This window comes from Blastococcus sp. SYSU DS0539, from assembly GCF_054050855.1.
Genome location: NZ_JBJHAF010000012.1, coordinates 86,577 through 104,451 on the forward strand (window position 1 = coordinate 86,577; position 17,875 = coordinate 104,451).

The window sequence follows — 17,875 nt, forward strand, 5'->3', positions numbered from 1 at the left end:
CGGGCACCAGCCCCCGTCCACCCTCGCCCGAGGGCACGACGGTGCGCCGACGACGGGAGTGACATGACCGACCTTCCCGCCCCCGCCACCACGGCACTGCCCTTCTCGGCCGTGCCCCCGGCCCAGGGCCTGTACGACCCGGCGAACGACAAGGACGCCTGCGGCGTCGCCTTCGTGGCCGACGCCCGGGGGCGGCGCAGCCGCCGCATCGTGCAGGCGGGTCTCACCGCCCTGCACAACCTCGACCACCGGGGCGCCGCGGGCGCCGAGCCGAACTCCGGCGACGGCGCCGGCATCCTCACCCAGATCCCCGACGCCCTGCTGCGGGCCGGCGTCGACTTCGACCTGCCGCCCGCCGGCGAGTACTCCGTCGGCATCGCCTTCATGCCGGCCGACGAGGCCGAGCGGGCCGCCCGCATCGAGGACGTCGCCCGCCTCGCCGACGAGGAGGGGCTGACCGTCCTCGGCTGGCGCGACGTGCCGATCGACCCCGACGGCGCCGACCTCGGCCCCACGGCCCGCGCGGTCATGCCGCACTTCGCCCAGCTGTTCGTCGCCGAGACCATGGGTGCCCGCGCCGACGCGGCCGCCTTCGGCGGCAACGTGGAGTGCAACGGCGTGACCCGGCTCGAGCGGCGCTCCTTCGTGCTCCGCAAGCGCGCCGAGCGCGCCGCGGTCGACGCCGGCAGCTCGCTGTACATCGCCTCGCTGTCCTCGCGGACGATCACCTACAAGGGCATGCTGACCACCGACCAGCTGCCGCTGTTCTTCCCCGACCTGCGCGACGAGCGCTACGAGTCGGCGATCGCGCTGGTGCACAGCCGGTTCTCGACCAACACCTTCCCGAGCTGGCCGCTGGCCCACCCGTTCCGGTTCATCGCGCACAACGGCGAGATCAACACCATCAAGGGCAACCGCAACCGCATGCGGGCGCGCGAGGCCAAGCTCGCCACCGAGCTGTTCGACGGGCCCGCCGGCCCGGCGTCGGAGCTGGGCCTGGAGCGGATCTTCCCGGTCACCGCCAGCGACTTCAGCGACTCGGCGACCTTCGACGAGGTGCTCGAGCTGCTGCACCTGTCCGGCCGCTCGCTGCCGCACGCGGTGCTGATGATGATCCCGGAGGCGTGGGAGAACCACGACGAGATGGACCCGGCCCGCCGGGCCTTCTACCGGTTCCACTCCTCGATCATGGAGCCGTGGGACGGGCCCGCCGCGGTCTGCTTCACCGACGGCACGCTGATCGGCGCCGTCCTCGACCGCAACGGGCTGCGCCCGGGCCGCTGGTGGCACACCAAGGACGACCTGGTCGTCATGGCCAGCGAGGTCGGCGTCCTCGACATCCCGGCCGCCGACGTCGTCGCCAAGGGCCGGCTGCAGCCGGGCCGGATGTTCCTCGTCGACACCGCCTCCGGGCGGATCGTCTCCGACGAGGAGGTCAAGGGCGCCCTGGCCGCGGCGCAGCCGTACGAGGACTGGCTGCACGCCGGCCTGGTGCACCTGCCCGCGCTGCCCGAGCGCCGCCGGTCGCGGCCCAGCCACGAGTCGGTGGTCCGCCGGCAGTTGCTGTTCGGCTACACCGAGGAGGACCTGCGCGTGCTGGTCACGCCGATGGCGGCCAGCGGCGCGGAGCCGATCGGCTCCATGGGCACCGACACCCCGATCGCGGCGCTGTCGGACCGCTCCCGGCTGCTCTACGACTACTTCGGGCAGCTGTTCGCCCAGGTGACCAACCCGCCGCTGGACGCCATCCGCGAGGAGCTGGTGACCAGCCTGGGCCGCACCTTCGGGCCGGAGCAGAACCTGCTGGCGGCGTCCCCGGCGTCCTGCCGGCAGGTGCACCTGCCGTTCCCGGTCATCGACAACGACGAGCTGGCCAAGATCCTGCACATCGACGACGACGGCGACCTGCCCGGGTACGCCGCCGTCCGGATCACCGGCCACTTCGACGTCAACGGCGGCGGCACCGCGCTGGCCGAGGCCATCGAGCAGCTGCGCACGAAGGTGAGCAAGGCGATCGCCGCGGGCGCCCGGATCATCGTGCTGTCCGACCGGGACTGCGACGAGCAGCGCGCCCCGATCCCGTCGCTGCTGATGACCGCGGCGGTGCACCACCACCTGGTGCGGGAGAAGACCCGCATGGAGGTCGGCCTCGTCGTCGAGTCCGGCGACTGCCGCGAGGTCCACCACGTGGCCCTGCTGCTCGGCTACGGCGCCGCCGCGGTGAACCCGTACCTGGCGTTCGAGTCGATCGAGGACCTGATCCGCGACGGCGTCCTCACCGGCGTCGAGCCCGCCCAGGCGGTGCGCAACGTGGTCAAGGCACTCGGCAAGGGCGTCCTGAAGGTCATGAGCAAGATGGGCATCAGCACCGTCGGCTCGTACACGATGGCGCAGATCTTCGAGGCCGTCGGCCTGTCCCAGGACCTGGTCGACGAGTACTTCACCGGCACCTCCGCACCCCTGGGCGGCGTCGGCATCGACGTGCTCGCCGAGGAGGTGGCGATGCGCCACCGCCGCGCCTACCCGGACAACCCCACCGAGCGGGCGCACCGCCGGCTGGAGACCGGTGGCGAGTACCAGTGGCGCCGCGAGGGCGAGGTGCACCTGTTCAGCCCCGAGACGGTGTTCCTGCTCCAGCACGCCACCCGGTCCCGGCAGTACGACGTCTTCGAGAAGTACACGCAGACGGTCGACCAGACGTCCGAGGACGCCGCCACCCTGCGCGGGCTGTTCACGCTGCGGACCGGCGTGCGGCCGCCCGTGCCGCTCGACGAGGTCGAGCCGGCCAGCGAGATCGTGAAGCGCTTCAACACCGGCGCGATGAGCTACGGCTCGATCTCCCAGGAGGCGCACGAGACCCTCGCCATCGCGATGAACCGCCTCGGTGGGCGCTCGAACACCGGTGAGGGTGGCGAGGACCCCGACCGCTTCACCCCCGACCCGAACGGCGACCTGCGCCGCTCGGCGATCAAGCAGGTGGCGTCGGGCCGGTTCGGCGTGACCAGCGAGTACCTGGTCAACGCCGACGACATCCAGATCAAGATGGCCCAGGGCGCCAAGCCCGGCGAGGGCGGTCAGCTGCCCGGCGGCAAGGTCTACCCGTGGGTGGCCCGGACCCGGCACTCCACGCCGGGCGTCGGCCTGATCAGCCCGCCGCCGCACCACGACATCTACTCGATCGAAGACCTCAAGCAGCTGATCCACGACCTGAAGAACGCCAACGACGCGGCACGGGTGCACGTGAAGCTGGTCGCCGAGGTCGGCGTCGGGACGGTCGCGGCCGGCGTGAGCAAGGCGCACGCCGACGTCGTGCTGATCTCCGGGTACGACGGCGGCACCGGTGCCGCGCCGCTGACCTCGCTCAAGCACGCCGGCTCCCCGTGGGAGCTGGGCCTGGCCGAGACCCAGCAGACGCTGCTGGCCAACGGCCTGCGCGACCGGATCGTGGTGCAGGTCGACGGCCAGATGAAGACCGGCCGCGACGTGATCGTGGCGGCGCTGCTGGGCGCCGAGGAGTTCGGCTTCGCGACGGCGCCGCTGGTGGTCTCCGGTTGCGTGATGATGCGGGTGTGCCACCTCGACACCTGCCCGGTCGGCGTGGCCACGCAGAACCCGGAGCTGCGCAAGCGGTTCACCGGGCGCCCGGAGTTCGTCGTCACCTTCTTCGAGTTCCTCGCCGAGCAGGTGCGCACCTACCTGGCCGAGCTGGGCTTCCGCTCGATCGACGAGGCCATCGGCCACGCCGAGCTGCTCGACACCCGGCAGGCGGTCGACCACTGGAAGGCCGCCGGCCTGGACCTCTCGCCGATGCTGGCCGTCCCGGAGCTGCCCGAGGGCACCCCGCGTCGCGCGGTGCGCGGGCAGGACCACGGGCTGGACGTCGCGCTGGACCAGACGCTGATCCAGCTGTGCGAGGGTGCGCTGCTCGACGCGCGGCCGGTCACGCTCGAGCTGCCGGTGCGCAACGTCAACCGCACCGTCGGCACGATGCTGGGGTCGATGGTCACCCGGCGCTTCGGCGGCGAGGGCCTGCCCGACGGCACGATCGACCTCACCTTCGGCGGGTCGGCCGGGCAGTCGTTCGGGGCCTTCGTGCCGCGCGGCATCACCATGCGGCTGTTCGGCGACGCCAACGACTACGTCGGCAAGGGCCTGTCGGGCGGGCGGATCGTCGTCCGGCCCTCCCGCGAGGCGCCGTTCGCCGCCGAGGACAACGTCATCGCCGGCAACGTCATCGGCTACGGCGCCACCAGCGGGGAGATCTTCCTGCGCGGCCGGGTCGGCGAGCGCTTCTGCGTCCGCAACTCCGGTGCGCTCGCCGTCGTCGAGGGCGTGGGCGACCACGCGCTGGAGTACATGACCGGCGGCCGCGCGGTGATCCTCGGGCCGACCGGCCGCAACATCGCGGCCGGCATGTCCGGCGGGATCGGGTACGTCCTCGACCTCGCCCGGCACCGGGTCAACAGCGAGATGGTCGACGTCGAGCCGCTGGACGGCGAGTCCGCGCAGTGGCTGCGCGACGTGCTGGTCCGGTACGCCGCCGACACGGAGTCGCCGGTGGCCGCGGCGCTGCTGGCCGACTGGGGTCGCTGGTCGGAGCAGTTCAGCGTGATCATGCCGCGCGACTACCGGCGGGCACTGGAGGCCCGGCGCGCCGCCGAGGCCGCCGGCGTCGACGTCGACCGGGCCGTCATGGAGGCGGCCCGTGGCTGAGGTGTGCGTCCGCGGATCGAACGAGCAGCAGAGGGAGGCAGCACGTGGCTGACCAGACCGGTTTCCTGAAGTACGAGCGCGGCCTCCCGCCGCGGCGTCCCGTCGAGCTCCGCATCATGGACTGGCAGGACGTCTACACCCGGCGGCAGAACGGGGAGGACCCGCTCTTCCCGACGGCGGAGGTCCGCAAGCAGGCCGCCCGCTGCATGGACTGCGGCATCCCGTTCTGCCACCACGCCTGCCCGGTGGCGAACCTGATCCCGGAGTGGAACGACCTGGCCCGCCGCGACGACTGGCAGGACGCCATCGAGCGGCTGCACGCGACGAACAACTTCCCGGAGTTCACCGGGAAGCTCTGCCCGGCGCCGTGCGAGGGCTCCTGCGTGCTGAACCTGCAGGAGTCCCCGGTCACGATCAAGCAGATCGAGTGGGAGATCATCGACCGGGCGTGGGACGAGGGCTGGGTCAGCCCCCAGACCCCGGCCGAGCGCACCGGCAAGAAGGTCGCCGTCATCGGGTCCGGTCCCGCCGGGCTGGCCGCCGCCCAGCAGCTCACCCGGGCCGGCCACGACGTGACCGTCTACGAGCGGGCCGACCGGGTCGGCGGGCTGCTGCGCTACGGCATCCCCGAGTTCAAGATGGAGAAGTCCGTCCTGGACCGGCGGCTGGACCAGATGCGCGCCGAGGGCACCCGGTTCGTCACCGGGGTCGAGGTGGGTGGCAGCGGCGAGGGCGACCTGTCGGTCGAGCAGCTGCGCGCGGACTTCGACGCCGTCGTCCTGGCCGGGGGCGCGACCATCGGCCGTGACCTGCCCGCCCCCGGGCGGGAGCTGGCCGGCATCCACCTGGCCATGGAGTACCTGCCCTACGGCAACCGGCAGGCGCTGGGCGAGCTCGACGACCCGCCGATCAACGCGCACGGCAAGCACGTCGTGATCATCGGTGGCGGCGACACCGGCGCGGACTGCCTCGGCACGGCGCACCGGCAGGGGGCGGCCTCGGTCGCCCAGCTGGAGATCATGCCGGCGCCGCCGGAGCGCCGGGACACGGGCGCCAACCCGTGGCCCACCTACCCGATGGTCATGCGCGTCTCCAGCGCACACGAGGAGGGCGGCGAGCGGCTGTACTCGGTCAACACCGAGCGGTTCGTGGGCGACGACCACGGCAACGTGCGCGCCCTGCTGCTGCACGAGGTCGAGCGGGTCGACGGCCGGTTCCAGAAGATCGAGGGCACCGAGCGCGAGCTCCCGGCCGACCTGGTGTTCCTGGCCATGGGCTTCACCGGGGCGCAGCGCGAGGGCCTGGTCGACACCCTCGGGGTCGAGGTCGACGGGCGCGGCAACGTGGTCCGCGACGACGCCTTCATGTCCACCGAGCCGGGCGTCTTCGTCGCCGGTGACATGGGCCGCGGCCAGTCGCTGATCGTCTGGGCGATCGCGGAGGGCCGCGCCGCGGCCGCCGGCGTCGACGTCTGGCTGACCGGTGAGTCGATGCTGCCGCGCCCGGTCACCCCGACGGCGGTCGCGCTCCGCTAGGACATCGCGCTCCTCCGGACCGCACGGCGGCCAGGGGCCGTCCCCCGGTCCGGAGGAGCGTGTCCGTCTCGCCTGCGCGGAGCCCTCCGGGCCCCACTCGGCGGGACACCACGGTCGGCGGCCGTCCCGCGGTCCGGAGGAGCGTGTCCGTCCCCGGTCCGGAGGAGCGCCTGACCCCGCCTGCGACACGCTGCGGCCGGGCCGCAGGCGCCATCAGTTCGGCGGAGCACTAGCGTTATCGCCATGTCCCGCCGCGCCAAGATCGTCTGCACCCTGGGTCCGGCCACGAGCTCCGCCGAACAGGTCACCGCCCTGGTCGAGTCGGGGATGGACGTGGCCCGCCTCAACTTCAGCCACGGGTCGCACGAGGACCACGCGGCGGCCTACGCGCTGGTGCGCGAGGCATCCGACCGCGTCGGTCACGCGGTGGCGATCCTCGCCGACCTCCAGGGCCCCAAGATCCGCCTCGGCACGTTCGCCGACGGGCCGGTCCGCTGGGAGACCGGCACCCAGATCTGCATCACCGTCGAGGACGTCGCCGGCACCGCGGAGCGGGTGTCGACCACCTACAAGAACCTCGCCAACGACGTGCGGGTCGGGGACCGGCTGCTGGTCGACGACGGCAACCTCTCGCTCAGCGTGGTCGGCGTCGAGGGCCCGGACGTGTTCTGCCTCGTCGTCGAGGGCGGCCAGGTCTCCAACAACAAGGGCCTCTCGCTGCCCGGGGTCGCGGTGAGCGTGCCCGCGCTGTCGGCCAAGGACGAGCGCGACCTGCGCTTCGCCCTGCACCTGGGCGTGGACTTCATCGCGCTGTCCTTCGTGCGCTCGCCCACGGACGCGGCGCTCGTCCGCGACATCATGCGCCAGGAGGACATCTACGTCCCGGTCATCGCCAAGCTCGAGAAGCCGGAGGCGGTGCGGAACCTCGACGCGATCGTCGAGGCGTTCGACGGGATCATGGTCGCCCGCGGGGACCTGGGCGTGGAGCTGGCCCTCGAGCAGGTGCCGCTGGTGCAGAAGCGCGCCATCCAGGCCGCCCGCGAGCGGAACAAGCCGGTCATCGTCGCCACCCAGATGCTCGAGTCGATGATCAGCAACTCCCGGCCGACCCGGGCGGAGGCCTCCGACGTGGCCAACGCCGTGCTCGACGGCACCGACGCCGTGATGCTGTCGGGGGAGACGTCGGTGGGCCAGTACCCGATCGGCGCCGTGCGGACGATGGAGCGCATCATCTCCGCCGTCGAAGCCGACCACATGCCCGTGCCCGAGATCCTCCGGCGCTCGCGGTCCCGCTCCGGCGCGATCGTGCGGGCGGCCAAGGACGTCGGCGAGGCGCTGGACGTCAAGGCGCTCGCCACGTTCACGCAGACCGGTGAGACCACCCGCCGGCTGGCCTCGCTGCACCCGCGGCAGCCGCTGCTGGCCTTCACGGTCGACCCGCGCGTGCGCAGCCGGCTCGCGCTCTCCTGGGGGGTGGAGACGTTCCTGGTGCCCGCGGTGGAGCACACCGACGACATGGTCGCCCAGGTGGACTTCTCGCTGCTGTCGATCGGCCGCCTCAAGGTCGGTGACCGGGTGGTCGTGGTCGCCGGCAGCCCGCCCAACACCGTCGGCTCCACCAACCTGATCCGGGTGCACGAGGTGGGTACCGACTCGTGAACCGCGAGCAGGAGGACACCCAGGCGGCGGCGCTGCTCTCGGTCCTCGACCTGACCGAGCGGGAGACCGACGTCTTCGTCGGCAAGACGCCGAGCACCGAGCGGCAGCGCATCTTCGGCGGCCAGGTGGCCGGCCAGGCGCTGGTGGCGGCCGGGCGCACCGTCCCCGGAGGGCGGAACGTGCACTCGCTGCACTCGTACTTCCTGCGTCCCGGCGACCCGACGGAGGAGATCCGCTACTCCGTCGACCGCATCCGGGACGGGCGGTCGTTCTCCACCCGGCGGGTCATCGCCTGCCAGCGCCGCAAGGGCGAGGACGTCGCCATCTTCGCGCTCACGGCGGACTTCCACGCCGGCGAGCCCGCCGTCGCGGAGCACTCGCTGCCCATGCCGCAGGTGCCCGGTCCCACCGAGATGATGGGTTCGGAGGAGATCGTCGCCCGGCACGGCCAGAACGCGGAGTTCATGGCCGCGATGGGTCGGGTCGTCGAGCAGCGGTTCCAGCACGACCCGTTCGCGGCGCCACCCAAGTCGCCGCCGGACACGCGGACGTGGACCTGGTTCCGGGTCGCGGGGGAGCTGCACGACGACCCGGTGGTGCAGGCCGCGGCCCTGACCTTCGTCAGCGACCTGACCCTCCTGTCGGCCGGGTTCGCCCGGCTGGGCGGGGGGTGGCCGGACTTCATCGCGTCGAGCCTGGACCACGCGGTGTGGTTCCACCGCCCGGTGCGGGCCGACGACTGGCTGCTCTACGAGACCGACAGCCCGGCGGCCGCGGCGGGCCGCGCGCTGTGCTTCGGGCAGATCTGGTCCGTCGACGGCACGCACGTCGCCACCGTGGCCCAGGAAGGGCTCATCCGGGCCGCGGAGGGCTGAGGCCGGCGCCCCACCGCTCAGGTGGGGCTGCCCCACCGCTCAGGTGGGGCTGCCGGCGCCCTCGGTGTCGTCGGCGAGGCGCTCGTCGGGCGCGGTGGCGGGCTCCGCAACGGGCTCGGCTGCCGCACGCTCCGCCCCGGCCCGCTCGGCCTCCTCGCGCTCGGCCTCCTCGCGCCGGGCCTGCTCGCGCCGGACGCGCTCCTGCTCGCCGCGCTCGCGTTCGGCGGCCCGGGCGGCTGCCTGCTCGGCGGCCTGCGCGGCGAAGTCGGCGGCGAGCCAGTCGTGCCCCTCGACGAGCAGCGCCCACACCCGCTCGACGTGCGCCCGCGTCGTCGCCGGGGAACCGATGGCCACCCGCAGCACCGGCTCCCGCCGCACGGTCGTGTGGGTCAGGAAGACCTCGCCGCCGTCGTTCAGCCGATCCAGCAGCGTCATCGTCGCGACGTCGGCGTCCACGCCCTCGGGCCACCGCGGCTTCAGGCAGACCAGCGACAGCGGGTGCGGGGCCACCACGTCGAACCGCTCGTCGGCCTCGGCCCAGCCGGCCAGCTCCTGGGCCAGGGCCACGTGCCCGCGGATGTGGGCCCGCAGGCCCTCGGCGCCGTACCAGCGCACGACGAACCACAGCTTGAGGGCACGGAAGCGGCGGCCCAGCGGGACCTGCCAGTCGCGGTAGTCGACGACGGCCCCGGCGTCGGTGGCGGCGTTGCGCAGGTAGTCGGGGAGGATCGCCAGCGCTCCGGTGAGGGCGGCGCGGTCGGCGACCCAGAACAGCGTGGCGTCGAAGCCGGTGAGCAGCCACTTGTGCGCGTCGGTGGTGTAGCTGTCGGCCCACTCGATCCCGGCCTGCAGGCGCCGCAGCTCCGGCGCGACGGCGCTCACACCGGCGTAGGCGGCGTCGACGTGCAGCCAGACGCCGTACTCCTGGCAGATCGGGCCGATGGCGGCCAGCGGGTCGACGGCGGTGGTGGACGTGGTGCCCACGGTGGCGCAGACCAGCACCGGGCGGTAGCCGCGGGCGACGTCGCGCTCCAGCCGGGCGGCGAGCGCGCCCGGGTTCATGGCGAGGTCGCCGTCGACCTCGACGATGCGGACCGAGTCGGTGCCCAGCCCCGCGATGCGCACCGCCTTCTCCATCGAGGAGTGCGTCTCGCTGGAGACGTAGACGGTGGCCCGCTCGGGCTGCACGCCCTGCCGCACGGTGGACCCGCCACCGGCACGGTGCAGAGCGGCGAGGAGCGCGACCAGGTTGGCGCCGGAGCTGGAGTCCTGGACGACGCCGCCGCCGGTGCCGGTCGAGCGGAAGGACTCCGGCAGGCCCAGCAGCTCGGCGAACCAGTCCATGACGTGCTGCTCGAGCTCCGTGGCCGCCGGGCTGGTCACCCACGACATGCCCTGCACGCCCAGCCCCGCCGAGACGAGGTCGCCGAGCACCGACGGCCCGGAGGTGTTGGCCGGGAAGTAGCCGAAGAAGCCGGGGTGCTGCCAGTGCGTGATGCCGGGCATCACGACCCGGTCGAGGTCGGCCAGCACGGCGGAGAAGGGCTCGCCCTGCTCCGGGGCGGCGGCGGGGAGATCGGCGCGGACGTCGCCGGGGGTGACCTGCGAGCGCACCGGGAAGGTGCCGATCCGCGACCAGTAGTCCGCGATCCAGTCGACGACCTCGTGGCCGTGGCGCCGGAACTGCTCGGGAGTCATGTGCGGTGCAGGCTCGGTCACCACCCCACCGTATTCGCCGAGCCGAGCGGGCCCCGGAGGGGTCCGCGAGGAGCGCCGGACCCCAGCCCGAAGACGCTGGAACGCGAGCCGCCCAGCGAGGCGGCAGGAGGAGCGGGCCCGAAGGGTCCACGACGACTGCCGGGAAGGGCTCCACGCAGCAGGGGAACGGCACGTGGCCGCGGTGCGATCCGGAGGATCGCAATGACACAGCACAGTGCCCCCGGTGCGACTCGAACGCACACTGCGCGGGTTTTGAATCCGCTCCCTCTGCCGATTGGGGTACGGGGGCGCGCCGGGGTGGCCCGGCTGCCCGAGCAGCGTAGCCGGGCGGTGCTCCCGGCCCGACGTCGCTAGGCTCTGGCGCCGTGACCAGTGAGCCGATCCGCGTCCTGATCGCCGAGGACGAGGCGCTCATCCGCCTCGACCTCAAGGAGATGCTCGAGGAGGAGGGGTACTCGGTCGTCGCCGAGGTCGGTGACGGGCAGCAGGCGGTCGACCGGGCCGCGGAGCTGCGGCCGGACCTGGTCATCCTGGACATCCAGATGCCGGTGCTCGACGGCCTCTCCGCCGCCGAGCGGATCGCCTCGTCGCGCATCGCCCCGGTCATCGTCCTCACCGCCTTCAGCCAGCGGGAGCTGGTGGAGCGGGCGCGGGACGCCGGGGCCATGGCCTACCTGGTGAAGCCCTTCTCGAAGAACGACCTGGTGCCGGCCATCGAGGTGGCGCGCGGCCGGTTCGCGGAGATGACCGCGCTGGACGGCGAGGTCAAGAACCTGGAGGAGCGGCTGGAGACCCGAAAGGTCGTCGAGCAGGCGAAGGGCCGGTTGATGGCCGGCCAGGGCATGACCGAGGCCGAGGCCTTCCGGTGGATCCAGCGCACCGCGATGAACCAGCGGACGAGCATGAAGGCGCTCGCCGAGTCGATCCTCGCGGGCGGGTCGGCGGGCGGGGAGAGCTCCGCCTGAAGCCGGACGGGAGCGGTGCGTGCGGTCGCCCGCGGCGTGCTGTTTCCGCCCGGTAACCGTCCGTACCGCGAGTTCCGCGCTGCGTACGCCGAGGTCACGACCTCATCACGGTCGCTCCGCGGCCGGGTGCATCACCCCGCGGGGCGGCTAGGTTCTGCGCACTGATCGGCGTCCGGTCGGCGGTCGTCGCGTGTGCGCGCCGGCGCCGGACGCACTGATGACACTGGGAGTTGCTTGATGCGCACTGGCACCACTGCCCGCAGCATCGCCGTCACCGGTGCCGCCCTGCTCGCGCTGACCGCCTGCGGTGGCGGCGACGAGGGCGGCGGCACGTCGGCCGAAGGCGGCGGCGGCGACGGCGAGAAGCAGGTCAACGTCTACGGCACCGACGGCAACATGGGTAACGCCCTCGGCGAGTCCTTCACCACCGAGGGGGCCCTGGCCGGGATGCGTGGCACCGCCCCGCTGACGGACCTGTCCTCCGACTTCCGGGACCGGCTCAACGCCATCTACCCCGGCCTGCAGGACTACAACTACGCGGGTGAGACCTACGACGCGGTCGTCATCAGCGCACTGGCCTCGCTCCTGGCAGGTAGCACCGAGCCCACGCAGTTCGCTCCCTACATCAACGGGGTGACCTTCGGCGGCGAGGCGTGCGCCAGCTTCTCCGAGTGCAAGACGATCATCGACGAGGGTGGCAACCCCGACTACGAGGGCGTCTCCGGCCCGCTGGCCTTCACCGAGCCCGGTGAGCCGGCGGTCGCCAGCTTCGGCATCCTGGAGTTCGGCCAGGACAACACGCTCGACGACGACGCCACCGAGTTCGTGCTCGCCGGGGATGAGGCCAACGCGGCGAGCGACGAGGGCCCGGCGCCGGCTTCTCCGGGCGCCACGTCCGACGACCCGCTGGTGATCGGCACCCTGCTGCCGCTCACCGGTAACCTCGCGTTCCTCGGCCCCCCCGAGGTCGCCGGCGCCCGGCTGGCCGTCCAGGAGATCAACGACGCCGGTGGCGTGCTCGGTCAGCAGGTGCAGCTCGTCGAGGGTGACTCGGGCGACGCCTCGACGGACACCGCCTCGCAGACGGTCAACCGCCTCCTGAACGAGAACGTCGACGTCATCGTCGGTGCGGCGTCCTCCGGGGTGAGCCTCACCGTCATCGACGCGATCACCCGCGCCGGTGTCGTCCAGATCTCTCCGGCCAACACGTCGGACCAGTTCACCACCTACAACGACAACGGGCTGTACTTCCGCACGGCTCCGCCGGACACGCTGCAGGCCCGCGCGCTGTCGGACCTGATCATCAACGACGGCAACAACACCGTCGGGATCATGGCGCTGAACGACCCGTACGGCACCGGTCTGATGGAGAACACCAGGGAGAACCTGGTCTCCGCGGGCCTGTCGGAGGACAGCATCGAGACGCTGACCTACGACCCGCAGGCGGCGAACTTCGACTCCGAGATCCAGCAGATGGTGGAGTTCAACCCCGACGCCATCGTGGTCATCGGCTTCGAGGAGTCGGCTCGCATCATCGAGGGCCTCAACGCCGAGGGCATCGGGCCGGCGCGCGACTGAGGTCGCCCGGCCGTTCCGCGACACCACGGTGACGCGGAACGGCTGACCGGTCCCAGTGGCCCGGCACCCCACGGGGTGCCGGGCCACTGCGCTGTTCGCGGCCGGGGAGGGGTAGGTCCGCGGTGGCGCCGTTGGCGCCCCTCGGGGAGCGGCCGGCGACGGTGGCGGAGGCTCGGCCGTCTCGTCCAGGGGCATCCGTCCGTGGACGTCCGGCGCTCGGGCCGCCCACCTCGGCGCCGCCCATGCCCGACCGCGGTGCCGCGGGCGGCGCTGTCGGGCCGACGCGGGCCCCTCAGGCGCCCGCTGAGGGCGTGGTGTGCGGGCCGGACATACGGCTCCGGCGCCGTCCCCGGGGATGGTGACGGCGCCGGATGGTGCGTGCGGTGACGGGTCAGTGCGCCTTGGCCAGCGTGCCCAGGTACAGCTCGATCACCTTGGGGTCGTGCATGAGCGATTCACCGGTCGCCGTGTAGGCGTTGCGGCCCTGGTCGAGCACGTAGCCGCGGTCGCAGATCTGCAGACAGCGGCGGGCGTTCTGCTCGACCATGATGATCGACACGCCGGTGGCGTTGATCCGCCGGCAGCGGATGAACACCTCGTCCTGGTAGACGGGGGAGAGGCCGGCCGACGGCTCGTCGAGCAGGAGGACCGACGGGTCCATCATCAGCGCCCGGCCCATCGCGACCATCTGGCGCTCACCGCCGGACAGCGAACCCGCCTTGCCCTTGCGTCGCTCTCCCAGCAGCGGGAACAGGTCGACGACGTAGTCGAAGCGCTCCTTGAACGACTTCGGGCGCAGGTAGACGCCCATCTGCATGTTCTCCTCGATGGTCAGCGAGGGGAACACGTTGTTGTTCTGCGGCACGTAGCCCACACCCAGTGACACCAGCCGGTGGGCGGGCGCCGAGGTGATGTTCTCCCCGCGGAGCGTCACCGAGCCCGACCGCACCGGGATGAGTCCGAACAACGCCTTGAGCAACGTGGACTTCCCGGCACCGTTGGGGCCGATGATGCCGACGAGCTCGCCGTCGTTGAGGTAGAAGTCGCACTCGTTGAGGATGTTGACACCCGGCAGGTAGCCGGCGACCAGCTCGTCGGCGCGGATCAGCGCATCGCCGGCCAGCCGGACGTGCTCCTCCCGGGTGGCGGCCTGCTCGGCGGGTGAGAGGTCAGCACCGGTGACGTCGGCGCGCGTCGGGCCGCGCCCGGCGGCCTGCGTTGGGTCCTCCTGGTCGACCGGCCGGTCGAACTCGAACTCCGGGTCGGTGCTCTCCCGCGGATCCTTGCCCTGGCTCGGGTCGATCGTCATCGGTCGGTCCTCTTCTCGTCCCGGCGACCGGCCCGGCGGACGTCGTCGGGCTGCTCGCCGTGGGCGATCGTCGCCTCGGCCTCCGCGAGGACGCGGTCCTCGTCCTCGATGGTCAGCGGGGCGTCGTGGTGGGCGCCGAGGTAGGCGTCGACCACCGCCTTGTTCTGGCTGATCGACTCGGGTGGGCCCTCGGCGATCACCTTGCCGGCGGCCATGACCACCACCCAGTCGCTGATGTCGCGGACGACGTCCATGTCGTGCTCGACGAAGACGACGGTCATCCCCTGCTCGCGGAGATCCTTGACGTGCCCGAGCAGGCTCTGCGTGAGGGCGGGGTTCACCCCGGCCATCGGCTCGTCGAGCATGACTACCTTGGGGTCGCTCATCAGGGCGCGCGCCATCTCGAGCAGCTTGCGCTGGCCACCCGAGAGGGTGCCGGCGAAGTCGTCCTTCTTGGCGTCCAGCTTGAACCGGCGCAGCAGGTCCAGGGCCTTCTCGGTGTTGGCCTCCTCCTGCGCCCGCCACATCCCGGGGACCAGGGCGCGGAAGAAGCTCTCACCCTTCTGCCCCTGGGCGCCGAGCAGCATGTTCTGGAGCACGGTCAGCCGGGACAGCGCCTTGGTCAGCTGGAAGGTGCGGACCACCCCGAGCCGGGCGACCTGGTGCGACGCGAGCTTGCCGAGCGGGCGGCCGTCGAACGACCAGGTGCCGCCGTCGGGCTGGTCGAACCCGGTGAGCAGGTTGAACAGCGTCGTCTTGCCGGCACCGTTCGGCCCGATCAGCCCGGTGATGCCGCCGCGCTGGATCTCCAGGTGGTCGACCGAGACGGCCGTGAGGCCGCCGAACGTCCGGACCATGCCGTCGACCACGATCGCGGGGTCCGGCTTGGCGACCCCGATCTCCCAGGGCAGGTCCCGCAGCGCGGCCTGGGCCAGCCGCCGCGGTGGCGCACCTGCGCCGGTCGTGGACGAGGCGTGCGCCCCGGTGGGTGTCGGCTCAGCGGGCATCGAGCATCACCTCTCGTCGGTCCCCGAAGATGCCCTGCGGGCGGAAGATCAGCAGCAGGATCAGCCCGAGTCCGATGATGACGAATCGGATCTGCGCGACGTCGGTCGCGGACAGCAGGTCCTCCGGGATGACCCCGTTGCTGATCAGGGTACGCAGACCGGTGTCCGCGAACTGGATGATGAAGTACAGGAGCATCGCGCCGATCACCGGCCCGAGCACCCGGGCGGCACCGCCGAGGATCAGCGCCGCGTACGCCAGGAAGGTGTTGGCGTTCTGGTACTGGTCCGGGGTCGCCGACGCGGTGCCGACCGCGTAGACCATGCCGCCCAGCGCGCCGAGCACGCCACCGAGCACGAGCGCCTGCATCTTGTAGACGTAGACGTTCTTGCCCAGCGCCCGCACGGCGTCCTCGTCCTCGCGGATCGACTTCACCACGCGGCCCCAGGGGCTGCGGACGAGCAGCCAGACCAGCAGGCACGCGAGCGCGACGAGGATCCAGCCCACGAAGGTCACCCACAGGTCGGCGCCGCTCCAGCGGGTGCCCAGGATGCTGTAGCGCCGTGCGGTGTCCCAGGGCGCCAGTTCCACGAACGGGTCGCTGAACCCGGACAGCCCCCGGGTGCCGGCGGTGATCGGCGTCGCCGACACCGACCGGAAGGTCAGCCGGAGCCCCTCGGCCGCGGCGATGGTGGCGATGGCCAGGTAGTCGGCGCGCAGCCGCAGGGTCGGGATGCCCAGCAGCAGGGCGAGCAGCACGGCGGCGCCGATGCCGATGAGCACGCCCACCCAGAAGGGGAGCCCCCACTGCGCCACGGAGATCGCGATCCCGTAGCCACCGAGCATGGCGAAGGCGATCTGGCCGAAGTTCAGCAGCCCCGTGTAGCCGAACTGGATGTTGAGCCCGATGGCCAGCAGCGCGAAGAAGACCGCCTGGAAGCCGATCCCGGCCTTGAGTGCGACGGCGAGTGCGTCGAGGAGTTCAGCCATGGCTCAACCAATCCGGGCCCGGCTGCCGAGGATGCCCTGCGGCCGCACGATGAGGATGACGATCAGGAGCAGCAGACCGCCCACGTACTTCATGTCGTTGGGGATGACGAGCGTCGACATCTGGACGAAGACACCGACCACGATGCTGCCGACGAGGGCGCCGTAGGCGGTTCCGAGGCCACCCAGGGTCACGCCGGCGAACATCAGCAGCAGCAGCCGGAACCCCATGTCCCACTGGACCTCGTCGGAGAGCCCCAGGAGGACACCGCCCAGAGCGGCCAGCGCGCCACCGACCATCCAGACCACGAGGATCACCCGGTTGACGTCGATGCCGGAGGAGGCGGCGAGGTCGCGGTTGTCCGAGACGGCCCGCATGGCCTTGCCGATGGTGGTCCGCTGCAGCATGACGGCCACGAGGACGAGGACCACCAGGGCCACGATCATCGACGTGAGGTCCTTGTTGGTCATCGAGAAGGCGCCGTAGTCGACGGTGCGCTGGCCGCGGTAGTCGGCGTAGGCGTTGGAGCGCCCGCCGTAGATGACCTGGTAGAGGTACCGCAGCAACAGCGACAGGCCGATCGAGATCACGAGCGCTGCCACCAGGCCGGTGCCCCTGCGACGCAGCGGCCGCCACAGGGCCCGCTCGTTGAGCGCGCCGATCCCGGCGCCGACCAGCATCGCGAGGAGCGCGGCGGCGATCAGCGGTACGCCGCCGCCCACGTTGATGAACCACGCCACGATGGCGCCGATGGTCACCAGCTCGCCGTGCGCGAAGTTGACCAGGCCCGTCGTGCCGAAGATCAGCGAGAGCCCGATGGCCGCCATGGCGATCAGGAGGCCGAACCGGAGGCCGGAGATCAGCAGCTCGACCCAGCGGATCGTGCCGCCCCCCGCGTTCCGGCTGCCGTCGTCCAGGCCGATGATCACACCCTGGTTGCGGCCGCTGTCCACGGTGACCGTGCGGCTGTTGCCGGAGTTGAACTCCACCCCCTCGGGCAGGGAATCCTCCGGGACGGTCACCGTGTACTCGCCGGGGCCCGGCAGGTCGACGACGAAGCGGCCGTTCTCGTCCGTCTCGTCGGTGCCGACCTCCTCGCCGTCGGGGGTGGTGACCACCACGTCGACCCCTTCGATGGGCCCGCTGAGGCTGGTGCGCAGCGTGCCGGAGACCTGCTCGCCGCCGCCCTCGGCCTGCGCCACGCCCGGGGAGAGGGCCGCGAGGCCCGCCGTGAAGAGGGCGACCAGGAGCAGGCGCAGCAGCACCCGCAGGCTCCCGCCGGCCGCGCCCCGGTCCGGTGGTCTCATCGCGGGTCCCGGAGAACCCGTTCGTCGACCGTGCCGTCGGACACGGCTGCCGGCGTGCGTCACTCGACCTCCCTGGCGGATGAGTTGAGGTCGGACCCTAACCCGGTTCTGTGACTTCGCCGTCTCCGCGCCCTGACCTGTGACCTTTCCGCGACACGCCGCAACGTTCACTCAGCGCGGTCGTGCCGGACGGTCACGTGATCACCGCAGTTCAGCGGCTCG

At 72.2% G+C, this 17,875-nt stretch carries 11 protein-coding genes and 1 tRNA gene; 6 read left to right on the forward strand and 6 right to left on the reverse strand.

What is annotated here, in order from left to right; translation table 11 throughout:
• Window positions 1-63: 63 nt before the first annotated feature.
• The 4 genes from gltB to ACI790_RS15260 all read left to right on the forward strand — a co-directional run bounded on the left by gltB (window position 64) and on the right by ACI790_RS15260 (window position 8,782).
• Window positions 64-4,713, forward strand: a complete 4,650-nt coding sequence (gltB, locus tag ACI790_RS15245; protein WP_456570630.1) for a glutamate synthase large subunit — start codon at window positions 64-66, stop codon at window positions 4,711-4,713.
• Window positions 4,714-4,757: 44 nt separating this feature from the next.
• The gene (locus ACI790_RS15250) at window positions 4,758-6,248 is read left to right on the forward strand and encodes a glutamate synthase subunit beta (RefSeq protein WP_456570631.1); all 1,491 of its coding nucleotides are present in this window, start codon (window positions 4,758-4,760) and stop codon (window positions 6,246-6,248) included.
• Window positions 6,249-6,491: 243 nt separating this feature from the next.
• Window positions 6,492-7,907, forward strand: coding sequence for a pyruvate kinase (gene pyk / locus ACI790_RS15255; RefSeq protein WP_456570632.1), 1,416 nt, complete (start codon window positions 6,492-6,494; stop codon window positions 7,905-7,907).
• Window positions 7,904-8,782, forward strand: a complete 879-nt coding sequence (locus ACI790_RS15260; RefSeq protein WP_456570633.1) for an acyl-CoA thioesterase — start codon at window positions 7,904-7,906, stop codon at window positions 8,780-8,782. Before pyk ends, ACI790_RS15260 begins: the two co-directional genes overlap by 4 nt.
• 39 nt (window positions 8,783-8,821) lie before the next feature.
• Here ACI790_RS15260 and ACI790_RS15265 read toward each other — a convergent pair whose 3' ends face one another.
• Together ACI790_RS15265 and ACI790_RS15270 are read right to left on the reverse strand one after the other, a co-directional pair.
• Entirely contained in the window at window positions 8,822-10,501 is a 1,680-nt protein-coding gene (locus ACI790_RS15265) for a pyridoxal-dependent decarboxylase (RefSeq protein WP_456570634.1), read from the reverse strand.
• Between the two features lie 215 nt (window positions 10,502-10,716).
• A tRNA-Leu gene (locus ACI790_RS15270) sits at window positions 10,717-10,790 on the reverse strand.
• Window positions 10,791-10,866: 76 nt separating this feature from the next.
• Here ACI790_RS15270 and ACI790_RS15275 point away from each other — a divergent pair.
• Both ACI790_RS15275 and ACI790_RS15280 read left to right on the forward strand, forming a co-directional pair.
• Window positions 10,867-11,466, forward strand: a complete 600-nt coding sequence (locus ACI790_RS15275; RefSeq protein WP_456570635.1) for an ANTAR domain-containing response regulator — start codon at window positions 10,867-10,869, stop codon at window positions 11,464-11,466.
• A 237-nt stretch (window positions 11,467-11,703) separates the two neighbouring features.
• Window positions 11,704-13,044, forward strand: a complete 1,341-nt coding sequence (locus tag ACI790_RS15280) for an ABC transporter substrate-binding protein (protein ID WP_456570636.1) — start codon at window positions 11,704-11,706, stop codon at window positions 13,042-13,044.
• A 391-nt stretch (window positions 13,045-13,435) separates the two neighbouring features.
• Here ACI790_RS15280 and ACI790_RS15285 read toward each other — a convergent pair whose 3' ends face one another.
• Genes ACI790_RS15285 through ACI790_RS15300 form a run of 4 tightly spaced genes read right to left on the reverse strand, consistent with a single transcriptional unit; the run spans window position 13,436 to window position 17,653 of the window.
• Window positions 13,436-14,353: an ABC transporter ATP-binding protein gene (locus ACI790_RS15285; RefSeq protein WP_456570637.1), complete on the reverse strand. Its 918-nt coding sequence runs from the start codon at window positions 14,351-14,353 to the stop codon at window positions 13,436-13,438.
• Window positions 14,350-15,360 carry an ABC transporter ATP-binding protein gene (locus tag ACI790_RS15290; RefSeq protein WP_456570638.1) on the reverse strand — a complete coding sequence of 337 codons (1,011 nt, stop codon included), beginning with the start codon at window positions 15,358-15,360 and terminating at the stop codon, window positions 14,350-14,352. Before ACI790_RS15290 ends, ACI790_RS15285 begins: the two co-directional genes overlap by 4 nt.
• The gene (locus ACI790_RS15295) at window positions 15,350-16,348 is read right to left on the reverse strand and encodes a branched-chain amino acid ABC transporter permease (protein WP_456570639.1); all 999 of its coding nucleotides are present in this window, start codon (window positions 16,346-16,348) and stop codon (window positions 15,350-15,352) included. The genes ACI790_RS15290 and ACI790_RS15295 overlap by 11 nt, the downstream gene beginning before the upstream one ends.
• A 3-nt stretch (window positions 16,349-16,351) precedes the next feature.
• The gene (locus ACI790_RS15300; RefSeq protein WP_456570640.1) at window positions 16,352-17,653 is read right to left on the reverse strand and encodes a branched-chain amino acid ABC transporter permease; all 1,302 of its coding nucleotides are present in this window, start codon (window positions 17,651-17,653) and stop codon (window positions 16,352-16,354) included.
• Window positions 17,654-17,875: the final 222 nt, after the last annotated feature.